The sequence below is a fragment of the Nosocomiicoccus massiliensis genome (assembly GCF_002871345.2).
GTDB classification, from domain to species: domain Bacteria; phylum Bacillota; class Bacilli; order Staphylococcales; family Salinicoccaceae; genus Nosocomiicoccus; species Nosocomiicoccus ampullae_A.
This window is the reverse complement of record NZ_CP136964.1, coordinates 489321-503963: the sequence shown is the minus strand read 5'-3', so window position 1 is coordinate 503963 and position 14643 is coordinate 489321. Positions and strand designations below refer to the sequence as shown.

Sequence of the window (14643 nt, the reverse complement as noted above, 5' to 3'; positions counted from 1 at the left end):
TAATGATAGCTTAATCGCTATACGCTTTGGAGCGTTATCTCCTATTTCTGAGGCAAGTCTATTTGTCGACTTGTGAATCAGGGTGGTAACACGGCACTACAGTCGTCCCTATTATTAGGGGCGACTTTTTTTATTAAATTTTTGGAGGAATTACTATGTCAGATGTTAAAGTAAACATTAAGTTTCCAGACGGAAGCGAAAAACAATTTGATAGTGGTATTACAGCAGAAGAAATTGCTGGGTCAATTAGCCCGGGATTAAAAAAAGCATCAGTCGCAGCACGCGTAAACGGAGAAATGTATGATCTCGTACGTCCAATCGTTGAAGATGCAGAAATTGAACTATTCACAGATAAAACTGAAGAAGGCTTAGAAGTGATGCGTCACTCGACAGCACACTTACTAGCGCATGCTTTAACTCGTCTTTATAAAGATGTGAAGTTTGGTGTCGGACCAGTCATCGAAGAAGGATTCTACTATGACTTTGATATGGATGAGAAATTATCTAACGAAGACTTCCCTAAAATTGAGCGTGAAATGAAACAGATTATCGATGAAAACATTCCAATCGAGCGCCGTGTATTATCACGTGAAGAAGCAAAAGAATTATTTAAACACGATGAATATAAATTAGAATTAATCGACGCGATTCCTGAAGACGAGCTCGTCACTGTATACACTCAAGACGACTTCACAGATTTATGTCGTGGTGTACACGTACCGAGAACATCAAAAATTAAAGAATATAAATTATTATCAATCGCTGGTGCATATTGGCGTGGAGATTCTGATAATAAGATGTTACAACGTATTTACGGTACTGCGTTCTTTAAAAAGAAAGATCTTGAAGAGCATTTAAAAATGTTAGAAGAAAGAAAAGAACGTGACCATAGACGAATCGGTCGTGAGATGAAAATCTTCGATACGTCTCAACTCGTCGGTGCAGGTTTACCATTCTGGCTACCAAACGGTGCGACAATTCGCCGTGAAATCGAACGTTATATCGTCGACAAAGAAGTAGCACTTGGGTATGACCACGTTTATACTCCAATTTTAGCAAACAGTGATTTATATAAAACGAGTGGACACTGGGAGCATTATCAAGACGACATGTTCCCTGCTATGAAAATTGGTAACGAAGAACTCGTTCTTCGTCCGATGAACTGTCCACATCATATGATGATTTATAAAAATGAAAGACACTCATACCGTGAACTTCCAATTCGTATCGCAGAATTAGGAATGATGCACCGCTATGAAGCGTCTGGAGCAGTTTCAGGATTACAACGTGTTCGTGGAATGGTATTAAATGATGCACACGTATTTGTTCGTCCAGATCAAATTAAAGAAGAAATTAAACGTGTACTTCATTTAATCGAAGAAGTATACAAAGACTTTAAGATTGAAAACTACTCATTCCGCTTAAGTTACCGTGATCCAGAAAATACAGATAAGTATTTCGATGATGATAACATGTGGAACACTGCAGAGAGAATGTTAAAAGAAGCGGCAGATGAATTAGAACTTGAGTACGTTGAAGCACTCGATGAAGCGGCATTCTACGGACCGAAAATTGACGTTCAAGTGAAAACAGCTTCAGGAATTGAAGAAACATTATCAACAGTTCAATTAGACTTCCTACTTCCTGAACGCTTTGATTTAACATATATCGGTGAAGACGGACAAAACCACCGTCCAGTCGTTATCCACCGTGGTGTTGTTGGTACGATGGAACGATTTGTCGCATTCTTAATTGAAGAATATAAAGGTGCATTCCCATTATGGTTAGCACCAGAACAAGTGCAAATTATTCCGGTAAACTTAGACTTACACTATGATTATGCACGTGAAATTTTAGATGAAATGAAATCATATGGTATCCGTGCAGATATCGATACACGCGATGAAAAAATGGGGTATAAAATTAGAGATGCACAAACTCGAAAAGTACCCTACCAAGTCGTCGTAGGTGATAAAGAAGTTGAAGCACAAGAAGTTAACGTGCGTAAATACGGTGAAACTGAGCAAAATAGTTACGAAAAAGAAGAGTTTTTATATAAACTCGTCGATGAGATTCGACTTAAAAAATAATAGGTAGGTGAGAGTATGACCTATTATTCTAAATACGGGATTAAATTTATAAGGTATAACTTGCTACTACTTCTTATACCGACGATCATCATTGTTTTGGTTGGGTATTTAAGAGATATTCCGCCAAGTCGAATATCAGTATCGATTACACTCATTATAATCATCGTACTTGTGAATACGTTTAAGCCGGTGAAATATACGTTTACAAATCATCAGTTAATCATATATAACGGTTTTAAAAAGTCGAAAATCTTTTACGATGCGATCACAAACGTTTCTGCAACAGACGATATTATCGTCGGTGGAAACAAAGCAGCAAAAAGTGAAGATGCGATACAAATTGATTATATTGGTGGAGTATATGATAACGTAAAAGTGTCACCAAAAGAAAAAGAAGAATTTTTACGTGAACTAAAGAAAAAAGCAGTGAAGGCGAAATTTAATATATAAATATGTTTGACATATACAAATAACTACTGTATAGTTATAAGAGTTGAATTGAACGGACAAGTTGAAGCTCCCGCTTCACACCCTTAGCCAACGGTAAACGGGTTTTCGGGAATGGGCACTATTAGTGTCTTTTCAGTGAGCGGGTGCAGCTATGCACTCGCTCTTTTTTGTTCGTTAAATTTTTGGAGGTGTCAACAATAGCAAAAGACCAAGCAATTATTAATAATCGTATTCGTGCAAAAGAAGTTCGATTAATCAGCCAAAATGGCGAACAGCTCGGTATTAAATCTAAGCAAGAAGCACTTGAAATGGCAGAAAGAGTAGATCTTGATGTTGTTTTAGTTGCTCCAAATGCAAAACCACCTGTTGCTCGTATTATGGACTATGGTAAGTACAAATATGAACAACAGAGAAAAGAAAGAGAAGCACGTAAAAAACAACGTGTGATCAACGTTAAAGAGATTCGTCTATCTCCGACTATTGAGGAGCATGACTTTAATACGAAAGCTAACCAAGCGAAGAAGTTCTTATCTAAAGGTGATAAGGTAAAAGCTTCTATTCGTTTTAGAGGACGTGCAATTACTCATAAAGACATCGGTAGAGATGTTCTCGTTAAGTTTGCAGAGGCGCTAAAAGAAGAAGGAGATTTAGAAGTCCGTCCTAAAATGGAAGGTCGTTCGATGTTCTTAGTCTTAGCTCCTAAAAAAGAAAAATAATACTTGATTTTGGAGGAAATTTATTATGCCTAAAATGAAAACTCATAAAGGTTACAAAAAACGTGTTAAGAAAACTGCATCAGGTAAGTTTAAACGTTCACAAGCGTTTACTAGCCACTTAATGGCAAACAAAACTAAAAAACAAAAACGTAAACTTCGTCAACCAGCATTAGTTGCTAAGTCAGACGCAAGAAGATTAAAACATTTATTAGCTAAAGCTGGTAAGTAATTTTTAAGGAGGAACAACAATGGCTCGTGTTAAAAGAGGAGTAACTACTCGTAAAAGACGTAAAAAATTATTAAAACAATCAAAAGGCTACTTCGGTGCTAAAGGAAATTTATATAGAGTTGCGAAGCAACAAGTAATCAAATCAGGTCAATATGCATACCGTGACCGTAAAAATAGAAAGCGTGAATTCCGTAAATTATGGATCGCACGTATTAACGCTGCAGCGCGTCAACACGACATCAGCTACAGCCGTTTAATGAACGGTCTTAAACTTGCTGGCATCGAAATGAACCGTAAAATGCTTTCTGAAATCGCAATTAACGATGAAAAAGCATTCGAACAGTTAGTAAACACAGCAAAAGACGCTTTAAAATAATGTCTATCATCCACATTGAGTAATCAATGTGGATTTTTTAGTTTAGATATATTTTTATTATTTGATTCAGGATTAATAAATCAGATTTTAAATGTGCTAAAATAATGATTATAAAAGAAAGGGGATACATATGGATAAACAATTAGAATTATTAAAGTCTCTAACAGATGTGAATGGAATTTCTGGTTTTGAATATGATGTTAAAAAGTTAATGAAAGAATATTTAACACCAGTTTCTGATGAGCTCATTGAAGATAACTTAGGTAGTATTTTCGGTAAGAAAAAAGGGAATGGATCACGCACGATCTTAATTGGTGGTCACTTAGACGAAATCGGATTTATGGTCACACAAATTGACGATAAAGGGTTTATTAAATTTACACCGATCGGTGGTTGGTGGAGTCAAGTTATTTTATCTCAAAAAATGACACTCGTGACAGACGACGGCGAGTATATTGGTGTTGTTGGTTCTACACCTCCACATATGTTATCGCCTGAAGCACGTAAGAAAACAGTCGATATTAAAGATATGTATTTAGATATCGGTGTAAAAGATAAAGAAGAAGCAGAATCTCTCGGGGTTAAACCTGGAGACATGATTGTGCCTTATACTGAATTTACAGAAATGGCAAACAAAGATTACGTTTTAGCAAAAGCGTTTGACAACAGATTCGGTTGTGCACTTGCGGTTGAAGTGTTAAACGAGTTAAAGGATCAAGAAATTGACGTTAACTTAGTGAGTGGAGCAACAGTTCAAGAAGAAGTCGGACTACGTGGTGCACAAACTGCTGCACATAAAGTAAATCCGGACCTTGCGATTGCGATTGATGTTGGTATCGCAACAGACACTCCAGGACTTCAAACGAGCGACGGTGTTGGAGTGCTTGGAGACGGACCATTACTCGTCATGTTAGATGCGACAAATATTGGACACGTCGGATTTAGAAAACACGTTCAAAAGCTCGCGAAAGAAAAAGGAATCGACGTACAACTTCAAGCTATCCCTGGTGGTGGAACAGACGCTGGACGTTTCCATACAGTTCACGACGGCGTACCATCACTTGCGATCGGTGTACCTTTAAGATACATGCACTCAAACGTAAGCATCATGCACCGTGAAGACTTTAAAAATGCAGTAAAACTTGTCGTTGAAATCGTAAAATCATTAAATGACGACGTCGTTGACAATATCAAATGGTAATTACGTCTAAAGATAATAAGCGTATCAAAGAAATACGTAAACTATTAACTAAAAAAGGACGTACAAAGGCACAACAATTTTTAATTGAAGGTGAGCACTTAATCGAAGAAGCGATTCAGTTTGGTGCACATATTGAAGAGATTTTCGTGCTTGAAACGGATACGTATAACTTTGATTTAAAAACGACTGTTGTCACAAAAGACGTGATGTCGTCACTATCGACACTCGTGACACCGCCGGGTATTATTGCAGTCGTTCGTATGGAAACAAAAAGTATTGAAAGTGATCGAGTCCTTGCTATTGACGGTATACAAGATCCTGGAAATCTCGGTACTTTAATTCGTACAGCCGATGCCTTTAATTTTAAACGTATTTTAATCGGTAAAAACACAGTTGATCCTTATAGCGATAAAGTACTAAGAAGTAGTCAAGGTAGCCATTTTCACGTCTCACTTGAAGACGTAGACTTGATTGAAGTGATGCAAAATTTCAACGGGACAATACTTACGACAGATCTTTCAGGAGAATCACTTACAGATAAAATCACAGATGAAAAAATAATGATTGTTCTAGGTAACGAAGGTCAAGGAGTTAGTCAAGAAGTACTCGAGCATGCGAATTATAAAGTAAAAATTGATATGCCAGGAGACGCTGAAAGTTTAAATGTCGCCGTTGCTGGTGGTATTTTAATGCATCAGTATAGTCTTTAAGTTTTTTAAAAAATCATGTATAATTAAGTCAATCGAATAATAACTTCAAGCGAAGTAGGCATAAATGACAACGTTAGTATGACCAGAGAGTGAATACGATTGGTGGAAGTATTCTCATACTATAGTCAGGGTTCACCTAACAGATGAAGTTAAAGGGTCATTTCCTTATCAAATGAGAGAGCCTGTTTAACAGGAATTTAGGTGGTACCACGGAACTCCGTCCTATTGTTATAGGATGGAGTTTTTTTATGCGAAAAAATAAATGAGGTGAAAGTATTGAGTTATAAAGACATCGATATGCAAGCGATTAAAGAAAAATTTGAATCGCTATTTGAAGATGCCGCGGATCGTAAACAACTCGACGATTTACGCGTTAAATTTTTAGGTAAAAAAGGAACTGTCACGACGTTAATGCAACATATGAAAGACATTCCAAATGAAGAGAAAAAGGAATTCGGACAAAGCGTCAATGCGCTACGTCAATCAATTCAACAAAAATTAGAGCAAGGTATTGAAGAAGTTGAAGCACGTTTACTAAAGAAAAAATTAGAAAATGAAACGATTGATGTTACGTTACCAGGAAGACAACGTCCAATCGGTGGAAAACATCCGCTTCAACATATTATCGACGGTATCGAAGATATTTTTGTCGGTCTCGGTTATGAAGTGTATGAAGGTTATGAAGTTGAAAGTGATTACTATAACTTTGAAGCTTTAAACTTACCTAAATCTCACCCAGCACGTGATATGCAAGATTCGTTTTATATTTCTAACGAAACACTACTGCGTACACATACGTCACCAGTACAAGCACGCGTATTAAATGCAGCTAAAGGTAAAGGACCTATTAAAATTATCTGTCCTGGTAAAGTGTATCGCCGAGATAGTGATGACGCGACTCATTCTCATCAATTTACTCAAATTGAAGGACTTGTTGTCGACAAAAATATTTCTCTTGCAGATTTAAAAGGGACACTCGAATTATTCTTAAAAGAAATTTTTGGTCAAGACCGTGAAATTCGATTACGTCCAAGTTACTTCCCATTTACTGAGCCGAGTGTTGAAGTTGACGTATCGTGCTTTAAATGTGGCGGAAAAGGATGTAACGTTTGTAAACAATCCGGATGGATTGAAATTTTAGGTGCTGGTATGGTGCACCCGAACGTATTAGAAATGGCCGGATTTGATAGTAGTGAATATAGCGGATTTGCTTTTGGTATGGGACCAGACCGTATGGCGATGTTATATTACGGTGTGGAAGATATCCGTCATTTATATACAAACGACTTACGATTCTTAGAACAGTTTAAATATATTGAAGAAAGAGGGGTTAAACATGAGAGTATCTAAAGAATGGTTAGATCAGTTTATCCCGCTAGAAGTTTCAAAACACGAGTTAAGTGAAAAGATTACTAGAAGCGGTATTGAAGTCGATAACATTATCGATTATAGAGAAGAAGTAAAAGACGTAGTTGTCGGTTACGTTGAAGAATGCGTGCAGCATCCAGATGCCGACCGATTAAACGTCACGAAAGTAAATATTGGGAACGAAACGGTACAAATTGTATGTGGTGCACCAAATATTAAAGCAGGGGTTTACGTCATCGTCGCAAAAGTTGGCGGCACAATTCCAGGACTTAAACTCCGTAAAGCAAAATTACGTGGGGTAGAGTCTCACGGTATGATTTGTAGTTTAGAAGAGCTCGGTATAGAGAAAGATTTAACACCTAAAAAATATGAAGATGGTATTTTCATCTTTAGTGAGAATGAAGATGTGACAGTCGGACAAGATGCGTTAGAAGCACTTTACTTAAATGACTACGTCTTAGAGTATGATCTCACACCAAACCGTAAAGATGCGTTATCAATGATAGGTAGTGCGTATGAAGCGCGCGCACTATTTGGTGGAGAAGTGACAGAACCAGAGCAGACATTTAAAGAACACGAGTCAGCTTCAAAATTATCTGTAACGATTGAAGATAAAGAAAGCGTTCCTTATTACGGTGCGCGTGTCGTTAGAGACGTAATGATTCAACCGAGTCCGTTATGGATGCAGATGCGTTTAATTAAGTCTGGAATTCGCCCAATTAATAACGTTGTTGATATTTCTAACTACGTATTATTAGAATTTGGTCAACCGATTCATATGTTTGATTACGATAAAATTGGTAGTGCAGAAATTGTAACGCGTTATGCTAAAGATGGCGAGACGATGACGACTCTTGACGGAAAAGAACGTGAACTGTTAGAGTCAGATATCGTCATTACGAACGGTAAAGAGCCAGTCGCCCTCGCAGGAGTAATGGGTGGAGACTTTTCTGAAGTTAAAGATGACACGAAAAATGTTGTTATTGAATCTGCGCTATTTGATCCGGTCAATGTCCGTAAAACGTCATCTCGCTTAAACCTACGTAGTGAGGCATCACAACGTTTTGAAAAAGGCGTATCGCACGTGTTTGTATTAAAAGCATTAAACCGTGCGGCACATTTACTTGAAAAGTACGCAGGCGGAACGGTAGAGGAAAAAATTATATGTGATGGACAGTTAGATTTAGAGGATACGACAATTAAGACTTCAGTCGACTTTTTAAATCAACGACTTGGATTATCTCTAAGTTCTGATGAGGTTAAAGAAATTTTAAACCGACTTGGCATTAAAGTCGAAGGTGAGAATGAGTTAACGTGTTATATCCCGTCTAGAAGAGACGATTTAAAAATTAAAGAAGATATTTCTGAAGAAGTCGCACGTATTTATGGTTATGATAATATCCCTTCAACATTACCGAAATATAGTAAAATCACGCCGGGTCAATTAACAGATTCGCAAGTGAAAACGAGAAGTATGCGTGAATTGTTAATGTCAAATGGCTATAGTCAGACGATTAACTACGCATTAACGAGTGAAGAAAATATCGGTTTATTTACACCGTTAAAAGAAGGGTTAAAACTTAGCATGCCGATGAGTGAAATGCATTCAGTGTTAAGAACGAGTCTTATTCCACACCTCGTTGATAACGCGACATATAATATGAACCGTATGCAAGAGCGTGTTGAAATTTTTGAAATTGGAAATGTATTTAAATCAAATGGTCAAACAGAGTTACCAGATGAGATTCAAAAGTTAGCAATTTTATCGACAGGTAAAGTAAATGACACGAAATGGTTAAAAACAACACACGAACCGGACTTCTATCACGTTAAAGGAATTGTCGAAGCAATTTTTACAGAGTTTAATTTATTAAGTTCTGTACGATTTGAAGCGACGCAAGACTACGAGGAACTACATCCAGGTCGTAGTGCTCACATTTTCTTAGATGACGTTAATGTTGGAGTCATTGGTGAGCTTCATCCGACGTATCGTAAAACACATGACTTAGGACAAACGACAGTTGCTGAAATTGATCTCGCATATATTTTAGACAATAGTGCATCAATTGAGTACGAACCAATCGTTAAATTCCCTTCGATTTCTCGAGATATCGCTCTAGAAGTGCCGAGAGAGATTACGTCTCAATCGATTATCGATTTAATCTGGTCGTTACGTCCGAATTATTTAGTCGATGTATATCCATTTGATGTGTACGAAGGCGAACATATTGACGACGATAAAAAGTCGATCGGATTACATTTAATTTTTCTCAATAAAGAAGACACTTTAAAAGACAGTGATGTAAAAGAAGCACATGATCCAATTATTGAAAAGTTAGAAGCAGAAGGATTTACAATTCGTGAATAATAAAGAGGCATATTTGCCTCTTTTTTCAATGATTTAATTAGATTTGTTGTGAATACGCACATCCTTCAGTATAATTAAAATAAATTTAAATGAATTATTGATGAAAAAGAGAGAGTACTATGGAAAATAAAAAGAATAGAGTATCTGTTAAAATTTACAATAATGAATATACGTTAGTCGGTGCAAATGATAGAGAATACTTAGAGCGAGTTGCTGAAGCGGTCGATGAAAAAATAAGTGAAGTTGCACGTATGAATGCTGGTTTAGATTTACATCGTAAAGCAGTGTTAACGTGTGTAAACTTAATGGATGATTACTTACAACTCGAAGAAAAGTATGAAGATGTCTTAAAGCAATTAAAAGAGTCAAAGGAATAGTCTATGACAATTTTAATTATTATACTCATCGTAATTGGTGGAATTGTAGGCTATAGACGTGGAGGCATCCTTCAGTTTTTACATTTCTTCGGTACGTTATCAGCCATTATTATTGCGCGACTCAATTATAAACAGCTCGGAGACCGACTCGATCTAATTATGCCGTACCCATCTAGCCTTTCTGAAGTAAACAATATCGTCTTTGATGATATTGCGAATTTAGAACAAGCATATTATTATATTTCTGCGTTTTTAATTATTTTTATCGTGTCAAAAATTATAATTCAGATTGTGATTAGTGTATTTGACTACATCAATCAAATTATTTTTGATAGAAAAACGAGTAAAATTGTTGGAACAGTGTTAGGAATTATTGAATGTCTGTACATTTTAGCGATCGTTTTATTTTTCATTGGGACAGTTCCATCAACAACACTACAACAGATGGTCGGTAACTCAAGCTTAGCGACGTTTATAATCGACCATACGTTATTTATTTCTGGCAAGTTAAAAGACTGGTCACAAATATAGCTTATAGTAGGGCCAGAGTGGCCCTATTTTTTATGGAGGTATACAGATGACAAAAAGAGATATTATACGTATGCTCGAAGAAATCGCAACGTATTTAGAATTAAATTTAGAAAACTCATTTAAAGTTTCTGCATATAGAAAAGCAGCAGCAGCGCTCGAAAAAGATCCGCGCGCACTTTCTGAAATTGAATCATTCGACGGGATAAAAGGTATCGGTAAATCGACAAAAGAAGTAATCGAAGAATATTTAGAGAAGAATCAAAGTACAGTGTTAAACGAATTAAAAGAACGTACACCTGTCGGGTTAACATATATGACAAAAATTCCAGGGCTCGGTGCAAAACGAGTCGCAAAGATTTATGAAGAGACAGGTATCGACAATTTAGATGACTTCGAACGGTTTTTACGGGACGGCAAACTTCAACAACTCCCTGGGTTTGGTAAAAAGACCGAAGAAAATATACTAAATGGTCTGATTTCGTTAAGCGAAGTAAAGCGTCATCCAATATCTACAGTCATGACGATACGAAAAAATATCGAAAGTTTTTTATCGTCATTAAATTATGTCGAACGCTTTGATATCGCAGGGAGTGCAAGAAGGTTCAAAGAAACGAGTGGAGATATTGATTTTATCGTTCAGTTAAGTGACAGTCACGAATTCATAAAAGACATTGAAGACGCATCCTTTTTTAAGTCGTTTATCACTAAAGGGGATAAAAAGGTTTCGATTCAATATACGGAAGGTTTAGTCAATATACAAGTAGATTTTAGGCTCGTTCAAGGTGACGAATATTACTCTACGTTACAGCACTTTACAGGGAGTAAAGATCATAACGTGAGAATGCGACAAATCGCAAAATCACGTAACGAAAAAATTAATGAATACGGCGTCGAAAGTGACGGTAAAATTATAACGTTTGATAGTGAAGCGCAATTTTATAAACACTTTGATTTACCATATATCCCGCCAGCGATGCGTGAAACTGGTTCTGAAGTAGACGTTAATATGAGTGAGATTATTACGCTCGATGATATTAAGGGAGATATTCATATGCATACGACGTATAGTGATGGTGCATATAGTATACGTGAGATGGTCGAAGCATGTATAGAGCGTGGTTACGAGTATATCGTCATTACAGATCACTCTAAAAGTTTACCCGTTGCAAATGGGTTAAGTGAAGAGCGTTTACTAAAACAAATCGAAGAAATACGTAAAATTAACGATGAATATGATGAAATTGACGTCTATGCAGGTACTGAAATGGATATTCTAAGTGACGGAACACTCGATTATTCAGATGATATATTAAAATCGCTCGACTACGTCATTGCGAGCATTCACTCTAACTTCAATCAGACTGAAGAGGAAATTATGCACCGACTAAAATGTGCAATGCATAATCCATATGTCAGACATATCGCGCATCCAACAGGGCGGTTAATTGGTCGACGTGACGGCTATAATGTTAATATGGAAGAGTTGTTACAAATCGCAAAAGATACGCGTACTATTTTAGAAGTGAATGCGAATCCGAATCGTTTAGATTTATCGAGTGACGCTATTTATGGAAAAGATATCATGTTAACAGTAAATACAGACGCGCATCATATCGATCATTTAGCGTTTATGGAATACGGTATCGCAACGCTTCAAAAAGGACAGGTTAATAAGAAAAACGTAATCAATACGTTATCTAGACAAGCATTTAAACAATTTATAGAAGATGGTAAGTGATAAGAAATGAATGAACGTACAATACGCGCTCTAGAATTTAACAAAATTTTAGAGCGAGTAAAATCGTATGCAATGAGTGAAAAAACGAAAAGTAAAATATCTCCTAAATTATTTGCAACGTCTGTAATAGAAGTAAAAGAAAACCTTGCTGAAACAGATGATATTTTAACGATTTTACGCCATCAAAACTTAGAGATGGCAGGCATTTCAGACATGAAAGTCTATGTAAAACGTGCTCAAATTGGTAGTGTGTTAACGGTCGATGAGTTTTTAAAAATTAAAAGTAACTTATATCGTAAAGATACGTTGAATCGTGTGATCGAATCATTTAAAGAAAACGAAATAGAACTTCAGTCAATTGAACGCTACACGTCACAACTCCCTGAAGATAAATCACTCTATAAAGAAATTACGAGTACAATCGATGAAAGTGGCGTATTAGATCACGCGTCAAACGAATTATTAAAAATACGTCGACAAATTACACGTGAAGAAAGTTCAATTCGTACGCGCTTAAACGACATTTTAAGAAAATCTAGCAAGCATTTAAGTGACTCAATTATTACGATGAGAAATAATAGGTTTGTACTTCCAGTTAAAGCAGACTCTCAAAGTTCAGTGCGTGGTATCGTCCACGACGTAAGTGCGACAGGTCAAACGGTATACATTGAACCGATGGCCATCGTCGAATTATCAAATAAAATTGCGAGACTACGTGAACAAGAAAATGTTGAAGTAGAAAAGATATTAGTTGAACTTACAGAGAGAGTTGTATTAGAAGCAGAATCGTTAATTCTTATCGATGATATACTTCATCATTTAGATCTCGTGCACGCGAAAGCGAAATACGGTAATGCTATAAACGGAACAATTCCAATTATAAGTGAAGATGAAGAACTTCATTTAACAAAGGCGTATCATCCACTGATTGATATCGATGAGGTTGTAAAAAACGATATTCATATCGGTGATTTGTCGGTCATTATTACAGGACCAAACACTGGTGGTAAAACTGTTACGATTAAAACAATTGGTTTATGTGCAGCGCTCGCTCAAAGTGGGATTCCAATTCCAGCGTTAGACGGCTCAAGACTCCCAGTATTTGATAGTATTTATGCGGATATTGGTGACGAGCAGTCTATCGAGCAATCGTTATCGACGTTTTCAAGTCATTTAACGAATATTAGTCATATATTAGACGTTGCGACAAAAGACAGTTTAGTTATTTTAGACGAGCTCGGTGCAGGAACGGACCCAGAAGAAGGGGCAGCGCTCGCGATCAGCATATTAGAATTTTTACTCGATAAAAATATTAAAACGATAGCAACGACACACTATAAAGAGTTAAAGTCGTTTTCATATAGCCGTGAAGACGTAATCAATGCGTCGATGGAATTTGATGTCGACACATTGTCACCAACGTACCGTTTAATGATCGGTATTCCAGGTAAATCAAACGCATTTAAAATCTCAGAAAAACTAAAGTTAAATTCCTCAGTCATACGTCGTGCTGAAGAATTGTCCGGAAGAGATAACTTTGAAATCAACGAAATGATCGAGTCGTTAGAACGACATACAAAATCTGCGAGAATCCATGAAGAAGAAACGTATCAATTATTAAAAGAAACTAAAGATATTCATAAAACGTTAAACGGATTTATGGCAGACTACGAATATCAGAAAACTCGACTCATTGAAGTGGCTGAAGATAAAGCGAATACCATTATTAAAGATGCAGAAAGAAAAGCATCTGAAATTATCGAAGAGCTAGAGCTCATGAAGTCTCTCGGTGTTGATAATATCGAATCACATAAACTTATCGAAGCTAAAAAGGCATTAACAGATAGCTATTATGAAAAAGATATTAAAAAAGAGGTTACTTCAGAAGATAATACAGAACTTCATGTCGGTGATTCTGTCGATGTTTTATCGTACGGACAAAAAGGTGATGTCATCGAAGTTGATGGTGACGAGGTCACTGTTCAAATGGGTATAATTAAGATGAAAATCCCACGTAACGAGCTTAAAAAGCGTAAAGAGAAAAAAGTAAAACCGGTCATTTCTAGAAAAGTAAGTCGACAAAGTGTTCCGAATAAACTGGATTTACGCGGAGAGCGATATGAAGATGCGGTCATTCGACTTGACCGTTATATAGATCAAGTCGTGTTATCGAATTTAAATGAAGTTGAAATCATCCACGGTAAAGGGACAGGTGCTTTAAAAGAGGCAGTTGAAAAAACACTTAGAAGACATAGTAAAGTAAAATCGTTTAGACAAGGTTTACCGTCAGAAGGTGGATTTGGCGTAACGATTGTGACGATGAAGTAGGTGCTAAATATGGATAATTTTGATATGTATAAGCTCGCAAAAGTACTGATCACATTTGCAGTGATCATGTTTATTGCAGGGATATTATATTTAACTGTATTTCAATAAGCATAATATTTTTCTATATAAAAAAAACTGTTATAATATATTTACAATACAAT

General features: G+C 36.5%; 13 protein-coding genes and 1 other annotated feature. All 13 genes read left to right on the top strand.

Annotated elements, in window-relative coordinates; genetic code table 11:
- Nucleotides 1-155: 155 nt before the first annotated feature.
- The 13 genes from thrS to CJ229_RS02505 all read left to right on the top strand — a co-directional run bounded on the left by thrS (nt 156) and on the right by CJ229_RS02505 (nt 14482).
- Nucleotides 156-2090 carry a threonine--tRNA ligase gene (gene thrS, locus CJ229_RS02565; protein WP_068129331.1) on the top strand — a complete coding sequence of 645 codons (1935 nt, stop codon included), beginning with the start codon at nt 156-158 and terminating at the stop codon, nt 2088-2090.
- Between the two features lie 15 nt (nt 2091-2105).
- The gene (locus CJ229_RS02560) at nt 2106-2540 is read left to right on the top strand and encodes a PH domain-containing protein (protein ID WP_068129333.1); all 435 of its coding nucleotides are present in this window, start codon (nt 2106-2108) and stop codon (nt 2538-2540) included.
- A 52-nt stretch (nt 2541-2592) separates the two neighbouring features.
- Nucleotides 2593-2715 (top strand) — a sequence feature (ribosomal protein L20 leader region).
- A 13-nt stretch (nt 2716-2728) separates the two neighbouring features.
- A complete protein-coding gene (gene infC / locus CJ229_RS02555) occupies nt 2729-3256 on the top strand; it encodes a translation initiation factor IF-3 (RefSeq protein WP_179853829.1) in 528 nt (175 codons plus the stop codon).
- 25 nt (nt 3257-3281) lie between these two features.
- Nucleotides 3282-3485, top strand: a complete 204-nt coding sequence (rpmI, locus tag CJ229_RS02550; protein WP_040928701.1) for a 50S ribosomal protein L35 — start codon at nt 3282-3284, stop codon at nt 3483-3485.
- A gap of 19 nt (nt 3486-3504) precedes the next feature.
- Nucleotides 3505-3861, top strand: coding sequence for a 50S ribosomal protein L20 (gene rplT, locus CJ229_RS02545; protein WP_040928700.1), 357 nt, complete (start codon nt 3505-3507; stop codon nt 3859-3861).
- Nucleotides 3862-3991: 130 nt separating this feature from the next.
- The gene (locus CJ229_RS02540; protein ID WP_102167478.1) at nt 3992-5062 is read left to right on the top strand and encodes a M42 family metallopeptidase; all 1071 of its coding nucleotides are present in this window, start codon (nt 3992-3994) and stop codon (nt 5060-5062) included.
- On the top strand, nt 5056-5772 hold the full coding sequence (locus tag CJ229_RS02535) for a TrmH family RNA methyltransferase (RefSeq protein ID WP_102167479.1): 717 nt from the start codon (nt 5056-5058) through the stop codon (nt 5770-5772). The genes CJ229_RS02540 and CJ229_RS02535 overlap by 7 nt, the downstream gene beginning before the upstream one ends.
- 297 nt (nt 5773-6069) lie before the next feature.
- Nucleotides 6070-7122 (top strand): phenylalanine--tRNA ligase subunit alpha, encoded by a 1053-nt coding sequence (gene pheS, locus CJ229_RS02530; RefSeq protein WP_070709980.1) that lies wholly within the window; start codon nt 6070-6072, stop codon nt 7120-7122.
- The gene (gene pheT / locus CJ229_RS02525; RefSeq protein ID WP_102167480.1) at nt 7109-9508 is read left to right on the top strand and encodes a phenylalanine--tRNA ligase subunit beta; all 2400 of its coding nucleotides are present in this window, start codon (nt 7109-7111) and stop codon (nt 9506-9508) included. Before pheS ends, pheT begins: the two co-directional genes overlap by 14 nt.
- 119 nt (nt 9509-9627) lie before the next feature.
- On the top strand, nt 9628-9885 hold the full coding sequence (locus CJ229_RS02520; RefSeq protein ID WP_040928696.1) for a cell division protein ZapA: 258 nt from the start codon (nt 9628-9630) through the stop codon (nt 9883-9885).
- A gap of 3 nt (nt 9886-9888) precedes the next feature.
- On the top strand, nt 9889-10416 hold the full coding sequence (locus tag CJ229_RS02515) for a CvpA family protein (RefSeq protein WP_070456726.1): 528 nt from the start codon (nt 9889-9891) through the stop codon (nt 10414-10416).
- Nucleotides 10417-10462: 46 nt separating this feature from the next.
- Nucleotides 10463-12154 (top strand): DNA polymerase/3'-5' exonuclease PolX, encoded by a 1692-nt coding sequence (polX, locus tag CJ229_RS02510; protein ID WP_102167481.1) that lies wholly within the window; start codon nt 10463-10465, stop codon nt 12152-12154.
- Between the two features lie 6 nt (nt 12155-12160).
- A complete protein-coding gene (locus CJ229_RS02505) occupies nt 12161-14482 on the top strand; it encodes an endonuclease MutS2 (protein ID WP_102167482.1) in 2322 nt (773 codons plus the stop codon).
- The last annotated feature ends 161 nt before the right edge of the window (nt 14483-14643 follow it).